The following is a 22,825-nucleotide window of genomic DNA, read 5'->3' on the forward strand; positions in this document are numbered from 1 at the left end:
TGGTAGTCAGGAAATAAAAAATAGTCTGGGACAACATTGTTCTCAGTCACAAAAAAGCTAGAGATTTCCAATTGTGGAACTCTAGCTTTTTAATTTTGAGTCATTCTCTTATTGTATTTGAGGAGGTTATTGGCCATGAGAACCAATCCCATGTCAATTTTAACCTGTCATTTGCCTCTTAGATTACATCTCTTGTAACCCAAACAAGCCTTTGTCTGCCCAAAGACAGGTTCCACATCAACCTTGCGTTGGGCAAAGATGTGACTGCCTTCGACAGATAAAAGCGCTTGGCTTTCTTTTACTTTTAGGAGCTGATACCTCTCATTCACATAGAGCCCCTTTTGTGAAGCCAAGTCAGCTTGTTCTGCCTTATAAACCCTAATTTCCTGTCTAAAATCTGTTGTGGTATGGTTGTGTTTGAGGTGATCAAACTGCTATACCCAACTCTCTGGATGGGTGTAGGTATCTGTTGTTTCATCGTAAGTCCAATTATCCAAATTCCTATCAGATTCTTTGTATTTTTTCTTCTGTTCCTTGTCAAAAAGACTTTATTTAATCAAATGCTCAATACCCATCCTATCCAAGTTGATAAGATCTGGCAAATATTTTTAAACGCTTGTTAGACCTAAAGGTTCCACTAGTTGGCGGAGCTGATCATGGCTATAGTGAAGCTGTCTATCTAGAAGATTTAGAGGGCAATGGCATTGAACTCAACAGAGACAAGCCTGTGAACGAGTGGGATATTCGTGAGGATGGTCGAATTACTGGGATCACAGAAGAGCTGTCTGCGCAAGATATCTATGAATTAGGCAAAGAACTTGATCCTTTTGTGATCGCAGAAGGCACTCGCATGGGCCATGTTTACCTATCTGTTAAAAATAGCCGAGAGGCATGTGCATTTTATCAAGAGTCTCTAGGTCTTGAGGATAAATTCACGATTCCACATGTCAGTTGGATAGCATCAGGGAATTATCACCATCATCTAGCAGTAAATGAATGGGGTGGTAAAAACTTAGCTCCTGGTGAGAATGGAATGGTAGGTCTTGCCTACTATTTGGTTGAAGTTGAGAATAAAGAGTTTTTGGGCAATTTGCTTACGCAAGCTCAGAGAAACAAGGCTAGAACCCACTGGATTTCTCTTTCTGAATTCTCCATTACAGATAAAGATGGAATTATAACGAGAGTCAGAGTGGAGAACTAGAAGTCTTTGTCTTTAAGATAAGTGCTCCTTTTGACAAAGGACTGTATTAGAGATATAATGTAGAAAAATCGTTTTAGGATAAAGATATGACAAGATCAAAGTACATTACACGCCTCAAACGCTCAGAAGGTCAATTGCGAGGTATTCAAAAAATGATGGAGGAAGAGCGTGATTGTATTGATATCATTACTCAATTAACAGCAGTGCGGTCCAGTGTTGATCGTATTATTGAACTGATGATAACGGAGAATTTAACAACTTGTATTAACGACCCTTTAGAGGATCCTCAAGCACAGAAGGAAAGATTGGAAAAGGCGGTTAAATACTTGATTAAACGCAAGTAATAAAAAACATACGTTTCTCTTAAATAGTGAACAAATGATTAAAAGAGCAGTTGGTTTTCTTGAAATTAGACCAATTGCTCTTTTTGATTTTTATTTATTCAACATCACCAGGCCAAGCGCTCATACCACCTCGGACGTTGATAACATCATAGCCTTTTTTCTTGAGCTTTTTAGCAGCCATCTTGCTTCGAACACCGGAATGACAAATGACATAAAGTGTTTCATTTGTCGCAGGTGTGTAAGCTCCGATTTCGGTTAGAGGAACATTCTTGGCGTTTTTGATATGGCCTCTACGGAATTCCGTAGGCGTCCGCACATCCAGTAGCTGAATTGGTTCCTTGAGTTTAGCTTCTAATTCGCTGGTAGAAATACTATCAATTTTTGTAAATAAGTGAAACATAGGCACCTCCGATATACCCTTATGGGGTATATTAAATCACTAAGCAACGCTTTTGTCAAGTAAGTTGAATTGATTAGTATTGTTTCTTTTTCAGTATACAAGATGCCAACTTACAAACTAAAGAGTTGGTTGATAGGTTAATGAATAGAACCTGTCTTATTTATTCAACAACTACTTGTCTAGAAAATTACCTTTTCTGAAAACAGACCACATGCCCTGTTGTAAAATGAAGTGCAACACAAAAGACATGTTCATCTGATATACTAGAGTTGCGAAAAACAGTATAAAGGAAGTTGAACATGTCTGCTAATTATCCTACCACAAATCAATCCTACAAGCACTTATCTGAAGCTGAACGAGGGAAATTGAAGCTTATTTAAGCGTAGGACTCAAACCTGCTTACAACCTACAAATCGCTACTGAAAATCAGTTCGTCCTTCACGATGACATCTATCAAAATCCAACAGATACCAGAACGCTGTTGCCATTTTTAGAAACCTATCCACATGAGTTAAAAAGAGCTGTCGCCGATGCGGGATACGGTAGCGTGGAGATTCTTCTTACCTTGGATAGGATGGGTATTGAGCATTTTATTAAATATAGTCTTTTTGACAAGGAACAGAAGAAAGATACAAAGAATCTGATAGGAATTTGGATAATTGGACTTACGATGAAACAACTGATACCTACACCCATCCAGAGAGTTGGGTATACCAGTTTGATCACCTCAAACATAGGCATAGCACAACAGGTTTTAGACAGGAAAATATGGTTTATAAGGCAGAACAAGCTGACTTGGTTCCATAAAAGGGGCTCTATGTGAATGAGAGGTATCAGCTCTTAAAAGTAAAAGAAATCCAAGCGTCAGGTAAAAAATGACATGGGATTAGTACTCATGGCCGATAATCACCTCAAATACAATAAGAAAACTACTCAAAATTAAAAAGCTAGAGGTCCATAATTGGAAATCTCTAGCTTTTTTGTGGCTGAGAACAATGTTGTTCCAGACTATTTTTTACAGTGACTATTCGTTTTCTTCTTTTTTCTTAAGACCAAAGAAGGCTAGGATGGATGTCAACAGAGCGAGCATATAGATAGCAGGAGAGTCGGCTGTTCCTGTTTCTGGTAGGCTTGTAGCTGCTGGTTTAAATGTTTTTGCTGAGGTGAAGGACAGGTGATGGTTGTTGGCTTTGATCTGTGTATCGTCCTTAGCAGATGTAAAAGTATTCTTTGTTTGGCTAGCTAGTTGATTAGGAGAATTCGTACCAACTAGAGCTGGAATATATGTTTGATCCATTTTACCGGTAGATGGGATAACTGGTTGGTTATTGCTTCCTGGGTAGGACTTTGGATTAGCAGGATCTGTTCCTTGTTTGATTTCCTCAATATCTGCCACACCATCTCCATCTGTATCTTTGCTAGCAGAAATAGAAATGGTACGAGAATTTGGATTGATGGTTACATAGGCTGTGAGATCTGACTTAGCAAGGTAATCTGCAAAGGCAACGTCCATGGAAGGACCTTCCTCACGAGCTCCACCTAACATGGTGTAGCCATCCCCACCTGCTGCTAAGAAGTCATTAGTAGTCAAGTAATAATCTTTAGCAAGGTTGAGCGGTTCATATTGACCAGTTTCTGGGTTTTTAATTTCGATATAGAGGACGCGTTTTTCAGCTGGTAGGGTTGTATCGTAATAAACTTTTGCTCCAGAGACTTGGAGGAAGCCACCGCTTGGTTCAAGAAGGGGTTGACCGTTTTCGTCAAGAACCGTTTTGCCATCTTTTTCTTGTAAAATGGATCCAAGAGATTTAGCAAACATATCAGCAATATTCTGACCAGTTACTTTAATTTGAGAGATGGTATTCCCAAATGGAAGAACAGCAATGACGCTTCCTTTGGTGATTGGCTTGTCTTTGGCGATGGTTTCGCGTAAGCCGCCACCGTTGGTTACAGCAAGGTCTGTCTTATGGCTAAAACCAGTTTGTCCATATTCGTAGAGGGCATCTGCCACGACATTTCCTAGGTTGGTTTCACGGACACGGACATTTTCCCGTTGACCGTTTAGTTCTACCGGACTATTGTCACGAACGATTTTTGCATTCTCAGCATCGTACTGTTCCTTGATTTTTTGGACCATGGCAGCTACTTTGGCATTTGGCACGACATTTTTTGTTGAAGCAGCTGAAATTTGTTGAGGGTTACCAAGCAATTGGTTGGCTTGGTAGGTGATTTTACCGATATTGTTCAGGTAGCTACCGGTTTGGTTATAGGTGACATTGTCTCCGTAAGTGGTTGATTGAACAGTATGGGAATGCCCATCAATAACGGTGACGCGTTTTCCTTTCAGTTTTGAGTTTTTAGAAAGTTCTTCAGCTAAGGTAGATCCTCGCCATTCGATTGGTGTAGTAGTATCTACTCCCAAGTGAGCAAGGACAACATAGTTTTTGTAAGTCTTGCCTTCAGCAGTCGCGCGTGCCTCAATTTCATCGATGACCTTGTTTACTTCTGAAATAGGATCTGTAAAGGTTACACCTTGGACATTCTTAGGGTGAGTTTTAGTGGCTGTTTCAGGCGTTGTCACCCCGATGACGACAAACTCATCCCCAACGACATTCTTATCTTTATCGACGATGGTGGAAGCCTCAAATAAGCGAGCACCGTTGATGTAGGTGTTGGAGCTGAGAAGTGGGAAGTTCAAGATTTCTTTGTATTTCTTAGCCTCATCCAAACCAAAATCGAACTCATGGTTTCCGACTGCCATAGCATCGTAGCCAATTTCGTTCAAAATTTTAGCTCGTTCTTCCCCTTTTGAACTATTTGAAATCGGTAGTCCTTGGAAGGCATCTCCAGCATCTACGACCAAAGTAGATGGATTTTTCGCACGTTCTTCATCGATGACTGCGGCTAATTTAGCATCACCAATCACACCCTTTTCTTCGACGATCCGACCATGGACATCGTTGGTATGAAGGATATTTGCTTCAGGCAAGTCAGCTGAGCTCTCTGTAGCGCCTTCTGAAGTAGCTGTATTAGCTTCTGTTGAAGCAGGAGTAGCAGCATCTGTAGCATTTGTGGAAGCAGCAGCTACTTCAAGGTTAGTTTCTGGAGCTGTTTGCTCATCTGCAACTACCTGAGAAGCTAGGAAGGCAGGAGCAAGCAATAAGATCGGCAAAAGAAGTTTCTTCTTTTTCATAAACGGTCCTCATTTCTATTTTATTGCATACTAAATATTATAGCTAAAAAGGAAAGAAAAGGAAAACGTTTTCTGATAGTTGGGCAAATAATCTTGTGAGTGCGTTGAGGTTCCAGCTAGTTGCTCTTATCCATAAAAAAAGAAAACTTTCGTTTTCTCATTTTCTTATTCTGTTATGGGTTGGTTCCAAGTGGTAAAGTCAGTCACACTTAACACGACTGTCGCGATTTCGATCGGCTCTTCTTTTGCACCAGTTGACAACCATTTTGTGATTACGGCTTCAATCGTAGCTGCAAAGATCTCAACAGCATACTTATAAGGAACTTGGAATTTATTAACCAAGTGGTCTTTGGCGTGTGGAGTATCGTCAAGAAGTTGCAGGGTGAAATTTTTCATTAGAAAATGAAATTCTTGGTAATCCATCTGCATCAAGGCATAGATAAAGTCATAATTATCTTGAATATATTGAAGTGAGGCAAGAAAATTTGCTCGATTGACGGTGCTTGTAGCGAAAAGTTCTCCCAACTCGCCTAAGAGTTCAGATTTAAGCTGGTTGAACATATCTTGTTTGTCTACATAATGGAGGTAAAAGGTACCTCGATTAATGCCGGCTTCCTTTGTTAGTTGGCTAATTGTAAGGCTTTCAAGTGATTGTTCAAGAAGCAGGCGTGATAGGGCGCTTCGGATAGCATTTTTAGAATTCGTTTTTCTCTTTTTTCGGGTCATAGTTCCTCCTTTATCATGTATTTGGTATAAATGATTGTTCACTAATCATCATATTATACAGAAATCAAATTTATTCATCAACAGAATAAAATTTTAGTATCATTCTATAAGTCTAAATGGCTTGAAATCAGGTCTTATTCTTATACTATAAAAGCCATTTTGGAAGGATTATAAAATTTTTTCCCAGATCTACTTTCAAAGGGGCTATTATATAAAAATGAAAGAAAAACTTGAAATATCAGTTATTTAAACGATCATTACAATTCATACTTATTTGTTATTATATCACAAACTAAGGAGAGGAGGGCAGATGATGCTTGGAGATTTCTATATCAGGAACTAGATAAGATCAAGCTTTTTCCTTGTCTATTTTTGCATAGAAAAGTATTAGTTTGTTGGATGGCTTTATTCATAAAATAGAGGAAATGCATCCCTCACAAATTTCTTGTTTTTTAGTCGTTTTAAGGGATTGATTGTACTTGGTCTTCCGGTAAAAAAGGACTATAATAAAGATAGGAACTTGTGTTTAAGTGGGAGATAAGATATGGCTTATATTGAGATGAAACATAGTTACAAGCGCTATCCGTCAGGAGAAACTGACATCATTGCCAATAAAGATGTTACTTTTGAAATTGAGAAAGGCGAATTGGTCATCATTTTGGGGGCATCAGGCGCAGGAAAATCAACAGTCCTCAATATTTTGGGAGGTATGGATAGCAATGATGAAGGGGAGGTACTAGTGGATGGGAAAGCCATCTCAAGCTTCTCCTCGCACCAACGAACGGATTATCGCAGAAATGATGTTGGCTTTGTCTTCCAGTTTTATAATCTCATCCCTAATTTGACAGCCAAGGAAAATGTTGAGCTGGCTTCTGAAATTGTTTCTGATGCCTTAGACCCTGAACAAGTCTTGAGAGAGGTTGGATTGGGTGAGCGTTTGAACAACTTCCCAGCCCAGCTATCTGGTGGGGAACAACAACGGGTAGCCATTGCGCGCGCAGTGGCGAAGAACCCTAAGATTCTCCTTTGTGATGAACCAACAGGGGCTTTAGACTACCAAACCGGTAAACAGGTTTTAAAGATTCTTCAGGACATGTCTCGTAAAAAAGGGGCAACAGTGATTATCGTCACCCATAATGCTTCTTTAGCGCCAATAGCCGATCGTGTCATTCAGATGCATGATGCCCAAGTAAAATCGGTGACCATCCATAACACTCCACTAGATATTGATAGCCTAGAGTATTAGGGAGGTTGTTCATGAAGCGAAAAGTATATTGGAAAGATCTATGTCATTCCTTTACCAGTTCCAAAGGGCGCTTTTTGTCCATTTTAACGCTGATGATGCTGGGTAGCTTAGCCCTGGTCGGTTTAAAAGTAACGACTCCAAATATGCATCGGACTGCCCAGCGCTTTATAGACAAACAAGAGATGCTGGACCTCGCTGTCATGGGAGATCTTGGTTTGGATAAGACTGACCAAGAAGAGCTACAAGGATTGACGGGGGCCAGCTTGGAGTTTTCCTACCTGACAGATGTGACGCTTGACGGAAAGGACGAAGCTGTTCGACTGTTTTCCATTCCAGAAACCATCTCACGCTTTCAGCTGGCTTCAGGACGGCTTCCGCAGAAGGAAGATGAGGTCGCTCTAGCAGCGTTTTGGAAAGATCGTTACCAGATTGGGGATCAGCTAAGGATACATGAAAAAGCTGGAAGTCCATCTGTTTTAAAGACAAAAAACTATCGAATTGTTGGCTTTGTAAAGTCTGCTGAGATGTGGTCCGAAAAAGACTTGGGACAAGCTAGGAGTGGGAGTGGTTCCTTGGATGCCTATGGCGTCCTCTCAAAAGAAGCCTTTACTAGTCCTGTTTATAGCCTTGCTCGGATTCGGTTTGATGATTTGAGGGGGTTCAATCCATTCTCAACCAGCTATCAAGATCGTCTGGCCTCCCATCAAAAGGACCTGAAAAAACTCTTAGCTGGAAATGGTCAGGAGCGCTATCGAAAGCTGCAGGCTGATGGGAAACAAAAGATCCAAAAAGGGCGAGAAGAACTTGATGCTGCAAATAAACAGTTAGCAGACGCACGCGAAAAGGCAGGTCAAGCACAGACACAATTGACGGAGCAATCCAATAATCTGAATCAACTATCTACACTCTTGCCCAAGGAAGAATTAGAAGCAAGACGACTCGAGTTGGCAGAAGCTCAAAAGCAACTAGATTATCAATTGGTCAACATTCAGACAGGTGAATCGGAACTAGCAACTAAACAGAAGGACCTGGAAAAGGCCAAGGAAGATCTGAAAAATCTAGAGCAACCAAACTATCATGTCTATGATCGAAAAACCATTCCAGGTGGCCAGGGTTACCTCATGTATAGTAATGCCAGTGCCAGTATCTCCGCCGTAGGCAATCTATTTCCTGTGGTACTCTACGCAGTCGCTGCCATGGTCACGTTCACGACCATGACTCGTTTTGTTGATGAAGAACGGAGCCATGCGGGCTTGTTCAAAGCCTTGGGCTATCGAACGAAAGATATCTTGGCAAAGTTTCTCTTGTATGGCTTGGTTGCTGGAACTGTTGGGACAGGCATCGGAACTCTTCTCGGTCATTATGTTTTATCAGGAACCATTTCACAAATTATCACTCAGGGGATGGTCGTGGGTACTAGTCAACAGTATTTTTATGGGTCCTATAGCTTATTAGCCTTGGGGCTCTCCCTTCTTTCTAGCGTCTTTCCAGCTTATCTAGTCGCTAAGAGAGAGTTGAAGGAAGAAGCCAGTCACCTCCTTCTTCCAAAACCGCCAGTTTCCGGATCCAGTATTTTGCTCGAACGCCTTCCGTTTTTGTGGAAACGTTTGAGTTTCACCCAAAAGGTGACTGCTAGAAATATTTTTCGCTACAAACAGCGGATGGTGATGACCATATTTGGTGTTGCTGGTTCGGTTGCTCTTCTCTTTGCGGGTCTTGGTATTCAATCCTCAGTCGGTGGTGTGCCCCAACGTCAGTTTGGGGAAATCCTCAAGTATGATATGATTCTCTCGACCAAATCCAGTCTGACAGACGAAGAGGAAGAATCCTTGAAGAAGCGCTTGAAGCAAGCAGATATTAAAGAGACAGAAGCCATTTTTACAAAACAAGTGGAGGCTTCTTATCCATCAGGACGTGGAAAACAAAGCATGACCTTGATGGTGTCCTCTAAAGACAGCTTGGAACCCTTTATCAGTCTCCGCTCAGAAGGGGGAAGAATCGACCTATCCAATGGGGCGGTGATTACCAGTAAATTAGCGCAGCTGGCCAAGGTGGGAGTTGGGGATGATTTGTGGATAGATGGCCATAAGATTAGGGTGGCTGCGATTACCGAAAATTATGTAGGCCATTTTGTCTATATGAATCAAGCGACCTATCAGAAAACCTATGGAAGAAGCGCTAATATGAATGCCTATTTGGTCCGATTACAGTCTTCTTCTCAGCAGTTCGTCCAGAAGGTCAGTCGGGACATGATGGAAGAAGGGGCGGTGCTTGCTGTTACGCAAAATACTTCCTTGATTTCTCTCTTCAGTTCTGTGGCACAATCATTGAATAAGACCATGATGATTTTAGTTCTGGTATCTATTTTGCTAGCGATGGTTATTTTGTATAATTTGACCAATATCAATGTGGCAGAACGAATCCGTGAGTTATCCACCATTAAGGTATTAGGTTTTCATCATCAAGAAGTCACCCTTTATATTTATCGAGAAACCATCCTCTTGTCTCTTGTAGGGATAGGATTGGGTTTGCTAGGAGGTTTTTATCTCCATCGCTTCTTGATTGCCATGATCGCCCCAGATGCCATTCTCTTCTATCCGCGGGTAGCCCTTGGTGTCTATCTTTATCCTATCGCTGGCGTCATTCTGATCCTAGCTAGCTTAGGAATCTTGGTTAATCATCATCTTCGTAAGGTAGACATGCTGGAGGCTTTGAAATCTGTTGAATAAAAAAAGAAACTTCTACCCTAGGGTGGAAGTTTTTTAGAGCTTTGGTATAATGAGAGAAGGAGAAGAGACATGACAAAAATTGCTTTGCTTTCGGATATACATGGGAATACAACTGCTTTAGAGGCTGTGCTTGAAGATGCCAAGCGGGCAGGTGTAGAAGAATACTGGTTATTAGGGGATGTCCTTATGCCGGGGACTGGTAGACGACATCTTTTGAACCTACTTGAAGAATTGCCTATCACCGTACAGATTTTAGGAAATTGGGAAGATAGCTTGTGGCGAGCGATGAAGGGGATGCTGGATCCATCAAGGGCTAGTCACCGTTATTTGATGCGCCATTGTCAGTATATCTTAGAAGAAATTCGTCCAGAAGAAATAGAGGCCATGCAAAGTCTGCCCATGCAAGTGCATCGGGAAATTTCCGGCTTAAGAGTGGGCATCACCCATCATCTGCCAGACAAAAACTGGGGACGCGAATTGATCCATATAGGAGACCAGAAAGATTTTGATCGCCTCGTAACCAATCCCCCTTGTGATCTAGCAGTCTATGGTCATATCCACCAACAATTTTTCCGATATGGAAGTGGTGGAGAGCTCATCTTGAACCCGGGTTCCATCGGTCACCCCTTCTTTTTGCAAGCCAATCTTCGAAAGGATCTCCGGGCCATGTATGCTATTCTAGAGTTTGATGAATCGGGTTTGAAAGATGTTGCCTTTCGGCGGGTGTCCTATGACATTGAGAAAGAACTCCAACTCGCTAAGGATCTGAAACTCCCTTACTTCCAAGTTTACTATGAAAGTTTAGTCAATGGGGTCCACCATACTCATAATCATGAGCTTCTACATGAAATAGCCCAGCGAGAGGGACACAATGTAGAAGTAGACGCATGGTTGAGAGATTTTTTCAACTAGTGTAACAGTTGACATTACAACAAATAAGGGTATAATAGACTAAAAGAAAGAACTTTAACGTCGGAAGAGTAAATGTATCTAGTTACTGATGGCCTTAGATCCAGTTTAAGACATCCCTATCTAGATGGAAGAGAGGAGTATCCATGCAAATTTCAAGTCGTTTCACCATTGGAACCCATGTATTAGTCATGATTGCTTTAAAAGGAGATTGCACCAAGGTGACCAGTGATATGATTGCTGGCAGTGTTGGGGTGAACCCGGTCATTATTCGGAAAACCTTGTCTCAATTAAAAAAGGCAGGCTTGATCCATGTAGCGCGTGGAACAGGTGGGGCCGAGATGGCCAAAGAATTGGAAGCCATTAGTTTGTTAGATATCTACCAGGCGGTTGAGTGCCTTGGGAAGACTGGTCAATTATTTGGTTTCCACGAGCACCCAAATCCAGCTTGTCCGATTGGAAATAGCATCCATGGTGTCCTAGATGGGAAGCTGGAAGAGATTCAGTTAGCTATGGAAAAGGAAATGTCTCAGACCAGCCTCAAAGAAGTGGTGGAGCAAACCAAGAAACAAATGGAACTAGCAACCGTTTCTTGATTTGAGTCTGTAAGAAACTTGATGTAAAAAAGCCTTTCAGTATATACTGAAAGGCTTTTTTTTGTTGAATGAAATGATTTAAAGTTTATCTAATTTTTATTTTTTAATAAATAAGACACTAACTAGAATAAATCCAATTACATAAATCCATGTCCAGTAACGATTAGGAATGAACATGAAGGAAGAACGATCGCGGAAAGCAATGCGTTGCCCTGTTTCCTCATCAATCATATATCGAACTTGATCGGAAACAAATTTCTTTGTTAGCAAATAATTGACTGCTGCAGCAAGAATTCCCAACATACATCCTAAGATGATACTATCTGTACTCTTATTTACATTAAGATGCAGGAAGGAATAAATCATATTCGCCAAAGCTCCTCCAATCATAAGAGCAAGGGGAACGAGCAAGCCTTTACCACGCCAAACAATCATACAACAATCTCCTTATTATCTAACTTAATCAAAATAGAGCAAGTCTTTGCTGGTTTCGGTAAAGAGACCAAAGCCATCTTTTGTGACATAGCCACAGTCTTCAATCCGAACTCCGACTTTTCCAGGGATGTAGATGCCTGGTTCGACTGAGAAGCACATGCCTTCTTCGATGACCATGTCATTTCCTTCCATGATAGAAGGGAATTCATGCACATCCATTCCGATACCGTGTCCGAGGCGGTGGTTGAAGTATTCGCCGTATCCTGCTTTTTCAATGACGCTTCGGGCAGCACGGTCTATTTCATGCGCCGTTACACCTGGTTTGATCATATCTAGAGCAGCCTGTTGAGCTTCTAAAGTCAAGTGGTAGATTTCTTTTTTAAAGTCATCGGGTTTTCCAACCGCAACGGTTCGCGTCATATCTGAAGCATAGCCATTCACCATACAGCCCAAGTCGAAGAGAAGAAGAGCATCTTTTTCAATTTTGTTGCTTCCTGGGATGCCGTGTGGGTTGGCTGCATTATTACCAGTCAAGACCATAGTTTCAAAGCTCATTTCATAGCCCAAGCGTTTGATGCCAAAGTCGATTTCTGCGACGATATCAGTTTCTGTTTTATCCAGTGAGATGGCGTCAAATCCCATATTGACAGCCTTATCCGCATATTGACCAGCAACTAACATCTTTTGGATCTCATCAGCAGATTTAATCAAGCGCATGCGGTTAATCCGAGGGCTGAGATTGGTAAATGTTGCTTGTTCAAAGACTGAACGAAGCCCATGGTACTTGGTCAAAATCAAATTATCAAATTCCAAAGCGACCTTTTTGGCTTCTGGATTAGCGCTAGCCCCTTTGATTTTTTCCCAAGGATTTTCAGAATCCACGTACCCTACCACTTGGAAATCCACAACTGCAGTCGCCCGTTCTACCTCAAGAGCAGGGACAAAAAGAAGTGGTTCATGGTCTGGATAAACGAACAAGAAGAGCTGACGCTCGTGAGGATCACTGTAAAATCCAGTTAGGTAATTGATGGTGACAGGATCGGATACAACAGCAACATCCGTTTTTTCGGTTTCAAGAAATGCTACAATTTGATCTAATTTAGACATAAGCTACCTTCTTTCTATTGATAATATTTTGTCAGATTTTCCCTAAAAAATCAAGAGTTTGCAAAAAGATGTTAAAATGCTTGAAAGTGTTTACAATAAGTGATAGAATAGTTGTTATAGAAGACTGAAAACGAAATTTTCAATAAAGAAAGGAAGTATTATGAATACAGACGATACTGTAACCATTTACGACGTTGCCCGAGAGGCGGGTGTCTCAATGGCGACTGTTAGCCGTGTCGTGAACGGAAATAAGAACGTTAAGGAAAATACTCGTAAAAAAGTATTGGAAGTCATTGAACGTTTGGACTATCGTCCGAATGCAGTAGCTCGTGGACTTGCGAGTAAGAAAACCACAACCGTAGGTGTTGTGATTCCAAATATTACCAATAGTTATTTCTCTACTCTGGCAAAGGGGATCGATGACATTGCTGAAATGTACAAGTACAACATCGTCCTTGCCAACAGCGATGAAGACGATGATAAAGAAGTTTCTGTTGTCAATACTCTTTTCTCAAAACAGGTCGATGGGATTATCTTCATGGGTTATCACTTGACAGAAAAGATTCGTTCAGAATTCTCTCGTTCTCGGACACCGGTGGTCCTTGCTGGGACAGTTGATGTCGAACATCAATTGCCAAGTGTCAATATTGATTACAAGCAAGCGACAGTAGACGCGGTTACACTATTGGCTAAACGAAATAAAAAGATTGCTTTTGTAAGTGGACCATTAGTAGATGATATCAACGGTAAGATTCGCTTGGCTGGCTACAAAGATGCTTTGAAAGCAAAAAAATTGTCTTACAGTGAAGGCTTGGTTTTTGAGTCTAAGTACCGCTATGAAGAAGGCTATAACTTGGCTGAACGCATCATTGCATCTAAAGCGACAGCAGCCTTTGTAACTGGGGATGAATTGGCAGCAGGTTTGCTTAATGGTCTAGCTGATCAAGGTGTGAACGTACCGGAAGATTTTGAGTTGATTACCAGTGATGATTCACAAATTACACGCTACACTCGTCCAAATCTTTCAACTGTAGGCCAACCACTTTATGATTTGGGGGCTATCAGTATGCGGATGCTGACAAAAATTATGCATAAGGAAGAATTGGAAGAAAGAGAAGTTCTTCTTGCCCATACCATCAATCATCGTGGGACTACGAAGAAGTAAAAACAAAAGGAAGCCAAGGCTTCCTTTTTTCTTGTCTCTGCATGAATCTCCGGTAAAACTTGAAGGGGTCTGCTAAATTAGGTATAATAGAGGGTATGAAAGTATTACTGTATCTTGAAGGAAAATCCGTTTTACAAAAATCGGGGATCGGTCGTGCCCTCCAACACCAGATGCATGCCTTGGATTTGGCTGGAATTCCCTACACCACAGATATTTTAGGAGACTACGATGTCGTTCATATTAATACCTATGGTCCTCGGAGTTTGTTGCTATTGCATGTTGCCAAACGTCGGGGGAAAAAGGTCATTATGCATGGGCATTCCACACGGGAAGATTTCCAAAATTCATTTATTGGGTCCAATTTGTTTGCTCCCTTATTTGGCAAATATTTGGCTCATATGTATAAAAAAGCCGATTTTATTATTACCCCTTCAGAGTATTCGAAACAACTGATTCAGTCCTATGGGGTCAAGACTCCAATTGTCGCTGTTTCTAATGGGATCGATTTGTCTAAATATAAAAAAGATCCCAAAAAAGAAGAGGTTTTTCGGAAGCACTTTAATATCCAAGAAGGAGAGAAGGTCGTTTTATGTGCGGGTCTCTACTTTAGACGAAAAGGGATTGAAGACTTTGTAGAAGTGGCTCGTCGGATGCCAGATGTCCGCTTTATTTGGTTGGGATCGATTAATAAATGGTTGATTCCTCGGGCTATTCGTCGTCTGGTCGAGAAAGATCATCCTAACAATGTTGAATTCCCTGGCTATTTTAAGGGAGCTGTATTCCAAGGGGCCATGACAGGTGCGGATGCCTTCTTCTTCCCGTCTTATGAGGAAACGGAAGGGATTGTTGTCCTAGAGGCCTTAGCGGGTCACCAGCATGTTGTCCTCCGGGATATTCCAGTTTATCATGGTTGGGTGGACCAAGAGTCGGCAGAATTGTGTCATTCAGTGGATGAGTTTGTGGACTCTCTTGAAAAAGTCTTGTCTGGTCAAGTGGATAAGCGAGATGCGGGAGACCAGGTCGCTCAAAGTCGCTCAATTGATTTGGTAGCCGATCAACTAGTGAAAGCCTATCAGCAGGTATTGGAGATGTAATATGCGTATTGGATTATTTACAGATACTTATTTTCCGCAGGTATCGGGGGTTGCGACCAGTATTCGAACCCTTAAAACAGAATTGGAAAAGTTGGGACATACTGTTTTTATCTTTACGACGACGGATAAGGATGTCAACCGCTATGAAGACTGGCAAATTATCCGCATTCCAAGTATCCCTTTCTTTGCTTTTAAGGATCGGCGGATTGCTTATCGTGGCTTTACCAAGGCTTTGGCCATTGCCAAACAATACAAGCTGGATATGATCCATACACAGACGGAGTTTTCTTTAGGACTACTTGGGGTATGGATTGCTAAGGAGCTTCGGATTCCAGTGATTCATACCTATCATACCCAGTATGAGGATTATGTGCGTTATATTGCCAAGGGGATGGTTATCCGACCAAGTATGGTCAAATACATTGTTCGTGGATATATGAATGACTTGGATGGGGTCATCTGCCCGAGTGAGATTGTCTATGACCTCTTACTGAAATATAAGGTCAAGGCTGAAAAACGGATTATTCCGACAGGAATTGAGCTGGCGAAGTTTGAACGCCCTGAAATCACACAAGTGGAAACGCAAGCCCTTCGTGAAAAATTAGGCATTCAAGAGGGTGAAATCATGCTCTTGAGCTTGTCACGGGTTTCTTACGAGAAAAATATCCAAGCTGTTATTGCGGCCTTGCCTAAAGTGCTAGAAGAAAATGCGCATATTAAATTGATTGTGGCTGGAGATGGGCCTTATCTGGATGATTTAAAAAAACAAGCGGCCAAGCTTGGTGTATCAGATGCGGTGGTCTTCACAGGAATGATTCCACCAAATGAAACAGCTCTTTACTATAAGGCGGCAGATTTCTTCATTTCAGCTTCGACTAGTGAGACGCAAGGCTTGACCTATTTAGAGAGTATTGCTAGTGGGACACCCCTAATTGCTCAGAGTAATCCTTACTTAGATAATGTGATCAATGATCGGATGTTCGGAATCTTGTATGACCAGGAAGAAGATTTGGCAGCAGCTATTTTAGAAGCGACCTCAGCCACACCAGAAAAGGATGAGGCTAAGTGGGAGGAGAAGCTGTATGAAATTTCTTCGACAAACTTTGGTCGCAGGGTCTATGAGTTCTATCTGGATGCCATTATTTCGAAAGATTTTTATAATGAACGTCATCCTGAGGAAAGCCGTACCAAACGGGTAACCAAGTCTATTGTGAAAATTCCAAAAAAAGTTATCGCTATGCCTGTGAATGGGTCTGTGAGAATCATGAAGGGTTCCTTTAAACAGGTGAAAAAGATTCGCAACATTACCAAGTTATTGGATTAGAGTTCATCTCAAAAGCTAAGGGGCCTAAAGTAAGGCTCCTGGCATAGGGGATAGGAAGCTTTTTCCTCTTGCAAAATATTTCAATCGTGCTATAATACTAGTCAGAGACATATCAAATCTAGGAAATCTAAAAGAGAGCGCGTGGGGCTGGAAATCGCGTAGAGGATAGGTTTGGGACTACTCGGTGAACTTTTTATGCAAACATAAAACGGTGGCCACGTTAGAGCCAATCAGAGGTGTTCCTCTTTTTTGAGGAACATAAATGAAGGTGGAACCACGTTGCGACGTCCTTTCGAGGAGGTCGCTTTTTTGTTTCTTTTGATGAAGAAATCAAAAAGAGTTTCCCCACAACTAAGATATTTAAAAATTTATAAGGAGAAGATCATGATTAAGATTACTTTCCCAGATGGCGCTGTTCGTGAATTCGAATCTGGCGTTACAACTTTTGAAATTGCCCAATCTATCAGCAATTCCCTAGCTAAAAAAGCTCTTGCTGGTAAATTCAACGGCAAACTCATTGACACTACTCGTGCTATCACTGAAGATGGAAGCATTGAAATCGTGACACCTGATCACGAGGATGCTCTTCCAATCTTGCGTCACTCAGCAGCTCACTTGTTTGCTCAAGCAGCTCGTCGCCTTTTCCCAGATATCCACTTGGGTGTCGGTCCAGCCATCGAAGATGGTTTCTACTACGATACAGACAACCAAGCTGGTCAAATCTCTAACGAAGACCTTCCTCGTATCGAAGAAGAAATGAAGAAAATCGTGAAAGAAAACTTCCCATCAATCCGTGAAGAAGTGACCAAAGATGAAGCGCGTGAAATCTTCAAAAACGATCCATACAAATTGGAATTGATTGAAGAGCACTCAGAAGACGAAGGTGGGTTGACCATCTACCGTCAAGGTGAATACGTAGACCTTTGCCGTGGCCCACACGTCCCATCAACAGGCCGCATCCAAATCTTCCACCTTCTCAATGTAGCTGGTGCCTACTGGCGTGGAAATAGCGACAACGCTATGATGCAACGGATCTACGGTACAGCTTGGTTTGACAAGAAAGACTTGAAGAACTACCTTCAAATGCGTGAAGAAGCTAAAGAACGTGACCATCGTAAACTTGGTAAAGAATTGGATCTCTTTATGATTTCTCAAGAAGTTGGTCAAGGTCTTCCATTCTGGTTGCCAAATGGCGCCACTATCCGTCGTGAGTTGGAACGTTACATTGTCGACAAAGAGTTGGCTTCTGGCTACCAACACGTTTACACTCCACCACTTGCTTCTGTTGAACTTTACAAGACTTCTGGTCACTGGGATCATTACCAAGAAGATATGTTCCCAACTATGGATATGGGAGACGGTGAAGAATTTGTCCTTCGTCCAATGAACTGCCCACACCACATTCAAGTCTTCAAACACCATGTTCACTCATACCGTGAATTGCCAATCCGTATCGCTGAAATCGGAATGATGCACCGCTATGAGAAATCAGGTGCTCTGACTGGTCTTCAACGGGTGCGTGAAATGTCTCTCAACGACGGTCACCTCTTTGTGACTCCAGAACAAATCCAAGAAGAATTCCAGCGTGCTCTTCAATTGATTATTGATGTATATGGGGACTTCAACCTAAACGAATACCGCTTCCGCCTCTCTCTTCGTGACCCTCAAGATACTCACAAATATTTTGATAACGATGAGATGTGGGAAAATGCCCAAACCATGCTTCGTGCTGCTCTTGATGAAATGGGCGTGGACTACTTTGAAGCAGAAGGGGAAGCAGCCTTCTACGGACCAAAATTGGATATTCAGGTGAAGACTGCCCTTGGTAAAGAAGAAACTCTTTCTACTATCCAGCTTGACTTCTTGCTTCCAGAACGCTTCGACCTTAAATACATCGGAGCTGATGGTGAAGAACACCGTCCAGTGATGATTCACCGTGGGGTTATCTCAACTATGGAGCGCTTCACAGCTATCTTGATTGAAAACTACAAGGGTGCCTTCCCAACATGGCTGGCACCACACCAAGTAACTCTTATACCAGTTTCTAACGAAAAACATGTGGATTACGCTTGGGAAGTGGCGAAGAAACTTCGTGATCGTGGGGTTCGTGCAGACGTGGATGAACGCAATGAAAAAATGCAGTTCAAGATCCGTGCTTCACAAACAAGCAAGATTCCTTACCAATTGATCGTTGGTGACAAGGAAATGGAAGACGGAACTGTCAATGTTCGTCGCTATGGACAAAAAGAAACAAACACTGTGTCAGTAGATGAGTTTATAGCAGCTATCCTAGCTGATATCGCCAACAAATCTCGTGTTGAGAAATAAAACGATAAAACCTGGGATAAAAATTCCAGCTACCTAAAAAAGAGGTTGGGACAAAAGATCCCGACCTCACTTTTTATTAGCAATCAAACTTTGACGCGGTAGCTGATTGAACTTTTTGTTCGTCTTTTAGACTTCAAAAAGCTCCTAATCATCCTTGCGGGGCTGGGACTAAGAAATCGAGACTTTATCTATCGATTTCTGTCCCACCGCCTTTTTATATTTTGTTTAACCTGAGCTAGTAGTGATTGGTCAAACCACCACAAATAGTATCCTCATCAACAATCCTTTCTATCCATTAACTTTTGGATATAGGATATCCCCCAAGATTTGCTTCCATGAGTTAGATAAGTTGACTATCCTCAATCCTTGTCTGCCTCATTTTCTTTTACGAGATCGTTTTGTGAATCTTTTTCAGAGAGTTTTTGATCGATATACTTGTCAATGTTTTCGTAAAATTCCTTGGTCGTCTCACTATCTAATTTTGTCGAATTATGGACTTGATTGACTTTCAATTGAACAGATTGAATACCGTAAGAGGCTTGTTTTTGGTGGAGTGTTTCTAATTCTTCTTCTGAAATCGGATCTCCAACAACCGTCAAGACCAATTCATTGTTACTTGACTTGTAGACTTGATTAATGACCGTATGATTAGCGAATTCTTTTCCTACAAACTGTTTGATCCCTTCTTTTCGCGCTTGATCCATCGTCAGAGTGACTGCTGAATAGCTGGCTGGAAGGATCAATAATACAATCAAGGATATCAACCCAATTTTCATTTTAATGTTTAGCTCATTAAATGAACTTAAGGGAGATTTTCTCATCAAAATTCTTGTTCCAACAATGTTGATTAGCATGATAAAGACACAGTTGATCAAGAAAAGATAGAGAGCTCCAAATAAGAATCGTACATTTCCATTAGCTAAACCATAACCTGCAGTACAGATAGGTGGCATTAGAGCAGTTGCAATGGCTACTCCTGGCACGATATTGTTTGCTTCTTTTTTCCTTGAACCAATAAAACCTGCTATCCCACCAGCAATAGCAATGAGAACATCCCAAATGGTTGGAGATGTTCGTGCAATCAACTCGCTACTTGCATAAGATAAGGGAGAAATCCAGAAATATAGAGTCGATACAAGCAAACTGACCAATACTTGAGTAAATAAAACCTCTAGAGATTGCTTGATTAAACGCGTATCAAAAATAGCTAAACCAAACCCCAGTCCAATAATCGGTGTCATAAGAGGGGAAATCAGCATGGCTCCAATAATGACAGCTGTTGAATTCGTATTTAGACCTATAGAGGCAATAAAAATCGCACACATCAAAATCACTGTATCTCTTAATCGAACATGAAGGTCATCATATAGTTTCTCGCGGAATTCACGTGTTGAATAGTTTCTGGTCATTGGTTACTCCTTTTATTTCATATAATCTTGTTTCTGCCTGGATGATGGTAGAGAGACTTATGTCCAATTTGACATATTTTTAGTTCTCATTTGTAATTCTTTTGAACATTATCTTTTAAATATCCATCAATCCATCCTTAACATTATATCAAAAATTTTACAGCCTTTTCTGAAGAAATCTATCAATTGAACAGATAGAGAAAGTCAGAAATTTTAGATTCCTTATTCAAAGAAGGAAGAACGGTATGTCCTCTGAAAGAAGATACCGTTTTAATGATTAAACATGATGAGTGTGTTGCAACAATCCTAGGTGATATCGCCAACAAATCCCGTGTTGAAAAATAACAGATAGAAAAGCTAGGCTTCAAACCTAGCTTTTTTGTGGATTGAAAATAATTATTCAAGCACTATTTTAGTGACTTCTATGTTGTTATTATCATTTTTTCTATTGCACAACCTTTTTCTTTCTCTTTCTTTACAAATCAAAGTATAACTCCCATTTTTCAAAGAAATTTGCTATAATGAAAGGACAGAGATTTGAAGAAGCAAAGAAAAAATAGAAGTAGGTACATGTATGAAGAAAATTCTTGTTGTAGATGATGAAAAGCCGATTTCGGATATTATAAAATTCAATATGGCCAAAGAAGGCTATGAAGTCTTGACTGCCTTCGATGGAAAAGAAGCACTGGCTATTTTTGAAGCTGAGAGCCCAGATATTTTGATCTTGGACCTCATGCTTCCTGAAATTGATGGTTTGGAAGTAGCACGTACCATTCGAAAGACCAGTAATGTGCCGATTATTGTCTTATCTGCAAAAGATACAGAATTTGATAAGGTCATCGGTCTTGAAATTGGTGCGGATGACTATGTGACTAAGCCATTCTCAAATCGTGAGCTTCAAGCTCGCGTAAAAGCTTTATTGCGTCGGACAGAACTAACGGTAGAATCACAGACAGAGTCTACATCAGATTCAGATATTGTGATTGGTGATTTGAAAATCATTCCGGATGCCTTCCTTGCTCAGAAAAAAGGCAAAGAGCTCGAGTTGACCCATCGCGAATTTGAGCTGCTCTATCACTTGGCAACCCATGTAGGCCAAGTCATGACCCGTGAGCATTTGCTGGAAACAGTCTGGGGCTACGATTATTTTGGAGATGTTCGGACAGTGGACGTAACGATTCGACGTTTGCGTGAAAAAATCGAAGATATTCCAGGCCGTCCGGAGTATATTTTAACGCGCCGCGGTGTCGGTTACTATATGAGAAACAATGATTAATCACATCAAAGAAGTCATGACCTCTTATAATTTTGTTTTTATATTACTCACTCTTGGATTTATTATCGTGGTGGCCTTGCTGATTCTAGAAAATCGTCGGGATAACATGAAGCTACGCCTGTTGAATGATAAAATTAAGAGTTTGATTGCTGGAGAATATTCAGATATTATTGATTTACAAGGAGGTCCTGAATTGACAGAGATTTCCAACAGTATCAATGATTTATCAGAAGTTATCCGTTTGACGCATGAAAATTTGGAGCAAGAAACCAAGCGCTTGACCAGTATTCTTTCCTATATGACAGATGGGGTTTTAGCGACCAATCGTCGTGGGCAGATTATCCTAGTCAATGAAATGGCTGCCAAACAACTTAATGTCGTGGTCGAAGAGGTCATGAACATCAGTATTCTGGATTTGCTTGGTATTAGTGAAGAGTATGAACTGCGAGACTTGATTACCAATGTTCCAGAATTGACGATCGATTCGCAGGATGAAAATGGGGAGTACATCTCTTTACGGGTTCGCTTCGCCTTGATTCGGAGAGAATCTGGTTTTATTTCTGGTCTAGTTGCCGTTTTGCATGACACAACCGAACAGGACAAGGAAGAGCGGGAACGTCGTTTATTCGTATCCAACGTTAGTCATGAACTCCGAACCCCACTGACCAGTGTCAAATCCTACTTGGAGGCCTTGGATGACGGAGCGATTTCCGAGCCAGTTGCACCGGAATTTGTTAAAGTATCTTTGACAGAGACCAACCGGATGATGCGGATGGTGACGGATTTATTGAGTCTTTCACGGATCGATAATGAAACCAGTCAATTAGATGTTGAATTGACTAACTTTACAGCCTTTATCACCTTCATTTTGAACCGCTTCGATAAGATGAAGAACCAGGCTGGAGAGAAGAAATATGATATTGTTCGTGATTATCCTATTTCTCCTGTCTGGGTTGAAATTGACACAGATAAGATGACGCAGGTTTTAGACAATATCTTAAATAACGCTATTAAATATTCCCCAGATGGTGGGGAAATTCGTGTGGGGATGAAAACAACGGATGCCCAGTTGATTATTTCGATTTCAGATGAGGGATTAGGGATTCCTAAAAAGGACCTTCCTCGTATTTTTGACCGCTTTTATCGCGTGGATAAGGCACGTAGTCGCGCCCAGGGTGGGACTGGTTTAGGACTTGCCATTGCGAAGGAAATTATCAAGCAGCACAAAGGATTTATTTGGGCCAAGAGTGAATATGGAAAAGGTTCTACTTTCACGATTGTTCTACCATATGATAAAGATGCTATCCTGGATGATGGATGGGATAATGAAGGTGAATAAGAAA

19 protein-coding genes and 3 pseudogenes are annotated in these 22,825 nt (G+C 41.2%); 15 read left to right on the plus strand and 7 right to left on the minus strand.

Annotation, left to right across the window (positions count from 1 at the left end; translation table 11 throughout):
• Positions 1-167: 167 nt before the first annotated feature.
• A complete protein-coding gene (locus RCH62_RS01840) occupies positions 168-329 on the minus strand; it encodes a transposase (protein WP_048789590.1) in 162 nt (53 codons plus the stop codon).
• Positions 330-595: 266 nt separating this feature from the next.
• Between RCH62_RS01840 and RCH62_RS01845 the strand changes: the two are divergent.
• Together RCH62_RS01845 and RCH62_RS01850 are read left to right on the plus strand one after the other, a co-directional pair.
• Positions 596-1,201 (plus strand): annotated as a pseudogene (locus tag RCH62_RS01845) (VOC family protein); the annotation flags it as partial.
• A gap of 86 nt (positions 1,202-1,287) precedes the next feature.
• Positions 1,288-1,545, plus strand: a complete 258-nt coding sequence (locus RCH62_RS01850) for a metal-sensitive transcriptional regulator (protein WP_048689573.1) — start codon at positions 1,288-1,290, stop codon at positions 1,543-1,545.
• A gap of 94 nt (positions 1,546-1,639) precedes the next feature.
• Here the strand turns inward: RCH62_RS01850 and RCH62_RS01855 are convergent, their stop codons facing one another.
• On the minus strand, positions 1,640-1,945 hold the full coding sequence (locus RCH62_RS01855; protein WP_048689571.1) for a rhodanese-like domain-containing protein: 306 nt from the start codon (positions 1,943-1,945) through the stop codon (positions 1,640-1,642).
• A 293-nt stretch (positions 1,946-2,238) separates the two neighbouring features.
• Here RCH62_RS01855 and RCH62_RS01860 point away from each other — a divergent pair.
• The 3 genes and pseudogenes from RCH62_RS01860 to RCH62_RS01870 all read left to right on the plus strand — a co-directional run.
• Positions 2,239-2,345 (plus strand): annotated as a pseudogene (locus RCH62_RS01860) (IS30 family transposase); the annotation flags it as partial.
• Between the two features lie 48 nt (positions 2,346-2,393).
• Positions 2,394-2,516 (plus strand): annotated as a pseudogene (locus RCH62_RS01865) (hypothetical protein); the annotation flags it as partial.
• Positions 2,517-2,596: 80 nt separating this feature from the next.
• On the plus strand, positions 2,597-2,752 hold the full coding sequence (locus tag RCH62_RS01870; protein ID WP_306474504.1) for a hypothetical protein: 156 nt from the start codon (positions 2,597-2,599) through the stop codon (positions 2,750-2,752).
• A 217-nt stretch (positions 2,753-2,969) separates the two neighbouring features.
• On the opposite strand, the gene nt5e is transcribed toward RCH62_RS01870, so the two are convergent.
• Together nt5e and RCH62_RS01880 are read right to left on the minus strand one after the other, a co-directional pair.
• Positions 2,970-5,138: a cell surface ecto-5'-nucleotidase Nt5e gene (gene nt5e / locus RCH62_RS01875; RefSeq protein WP_306474491.1), complete on the minus strand. Its 2,169-nt coding sequence runs from the start codon at positions 5,136-5,138 to the stop codon at positions 2,970-2,972.
• 165 nt (positions 5,139-5,303) lie between these two features.
• The gene (locus RCH62_RS01880) at positions 5,304-5,864 is read right to left on the minus strand and encodes a TetR/AcrR family transcriptional regulator (RefSeq protein ID WP_048789594.1); all 561 of its coding nucleotides are present in this window, start codon (positions 5,862-5,864) and stop codon (positions 5,304-5,306) included.
• 544 nt (positions 5,865-6,408) lie between these two features.
• On the opposite strand from RCH62_RS01880, the gene RCH62_RS01885 reads away from it, so the two are divergent.
• The 4 genes from RCH62_RS01885 (at position 6,409) to RCH62_RS01900 (ending at position 11,344) form a co-directional block, all read left to right on the plus strand.
• On the plus strand, positions 6,409-7,110 hold the full coding sequence (locus tag RCH62_RS01885; protein WP_048789595.1) for an ABC transporter ATP-binding protein: 702 nt from the start codon (positions 6,409-6,411) through the stop codon (positions 7,108-7,110).
• 11 nt (positions 7,111-7,121) lie between these two features.
• Positions 7,122-9,839: an FtsX-like permease family protein gene (locus RCH62_RS01890; RefSeq protein ID WP_306474492.1), complete on the plus strand. Its 2,718-nt coding sequence runs from the start codon at positions 7,122-7,124 to the stop codon at positions 9,837-9,839.
• Between the two features lie 69 nt (positions 9,840-9,908).
• Entirely contained in the window at positions 9,909-10,751 is an 843-nt protein-coding gene (locus RCH62_RS01895; RefSeq protein ID WP_306474493.1) for a metallophosphoesterase, read from the plus strand.
• A 143-nt stretch (positions 10,752-10,894) separates the two neighbouring features.
• The gene (locus RCH62_RS01900; protein WP_048789598.1) at positions 10,895-11,344 is read left to right on the plus strand and encodes an Rrf2 family transcriptional regulator; all 450 of its coding nucleotides are present in this window, start codon (positions 10,895-10,897) and stop codon (positions 11,342-11,344) included.
• A gap of 96 nt (positions 11,345-11,440) precedes the next feature.
• Here RCH62_RS01900 and RCH62_RS01905 read toward each other — a convergent pair whose 3' ends face one another.
• Positions 11,441-11,779 carry a cytochrome O ubiquinol oxidase gene (locus RCH62_RS01905; protein ID WP_219074529.1) on the minus strand — a complete coding sequence of 113 codons (339 nt, stop codon included), beginning with the start codon at positions 11,777-11,779 and terminating at the stop codon, positions 11,441-11,443.
• A 24-nt stretch (positions 11,780-11,803) separates the two neighbouring features.
• Entirely contained in the window at positions 11,804-12,886 is a 1,083-nt protein-coding gene (locus RCH62_RS01910) for a Xaa-Pro peptidase family protein (RefSeq protein ID WP_023023931.1), read from the minus strand.
• A 160-nt stretch (positions 12,887-13,046) separates the two neighbouring features.
• On the opposite strand from RCH62_RS01910, the gene ccpA reads away from it, so the two are divergent.
• From ccpA to thrS, 4 genes are all read left to right on the plus strand, one after another.
• On the plus strand, positions 13,047-14,051 hold the full coding sequence (gene ccpA / locus RCH62_RS01915) for a catabolite control protein A (RefSeq protein ID WP_006595886.1): 1,005 nt from the start codon (positions 13,047-13,049) through the stop codon (positions 14,049-14,051).
• A gap of 95 nt (positions 14,052-14,146) precedes the next feature.
• Complete coding sequence (locus RCH62_RS01920) at positions 14,147-15,145, plus strand: glycosyltransferase family 4 protein (protein ID WP_306474494.1); 999 nt, start codon at positions 14,147-14,149, stop codon at positions 15,143-15,145.
• A gap of 1 nt (position 15,146) precedes the next feature.
• On the plus strand, positions 15,147-16,469 hold the full coding sequence (locus tag RCH62_RS01925; RefSeq protein ID WP_306474495.1) for a glycosyltransferase family 4 protein: 1,323 nt from the start codon (positions 15,147-15,149) through the stop codon (positions 16,467-16,469).
• A 384-nt stretch (positions 16,470-16,853) separates the two neighbouring features.
• Positions 16,854-18,797, plus strand: a complete 1,944-nt coding sequence (gene thrS, locus RCH62_RS01930) for a threonine--tRNA ligase (RefSeq protein WP_306474503.1) — start codon at positions 16,854-16,856, stop codon at positions 18,795-18,797.
• Between the two features lie 359 nt (positions 18,798-19,156).
• On the opposite strand, the gene RCH62_RS01935 is transcribed toward thrS, so the two are convergent.
• Positions 19,157-20,206, minus strand: a complete 1,050-nt coding sequence (locus tag RCH62_RS01935) for a DUF389 domain-containing protein (RefSeq protein ID WP_306474496.1) — start codon at positions 20,204-20,206, stop codon at positions 19,157-19,159.
• Between the two features lie 574 nt (positions 20,207-20,780).
• Between RCH62_RS01935 and yycF the strand changes: the two genes are divergently transcribed.
• A complete protein-coding gene (gene yycF / locus RCH62_RS01940; RefSeq protein ID WP_125374347.1) occupies positions 20,781-21,482 on the plus strand; it encodes a response regulator YycF in 702 nt (233 codons plus the stop codon).
• A complete protein-coding gene (gene vicK / locus RCH62_RS01945) occupies positions 21,475-22,821 on the plus strand; it encodes a cell wall metabolism sensor histidine kinase VicK (RefSeq protein WP_125374346.1) in 1,347 nt (448 codons plus the stop codon). The genes yycF and vicK overlap by 8 nt, the downstream gene beginning before the upstream one ends.
• Positions 22,822-22,825: the final 4 nt, after the last annotated feature.

The sequence above is a fragment of the Streptococcus sp. genome (assembly GCF_030825805.1).
Lineage (GTDB): Bacteria > Bacillota > Bacilli > Lactobacillales > Streptococcaceae > Streptococcus.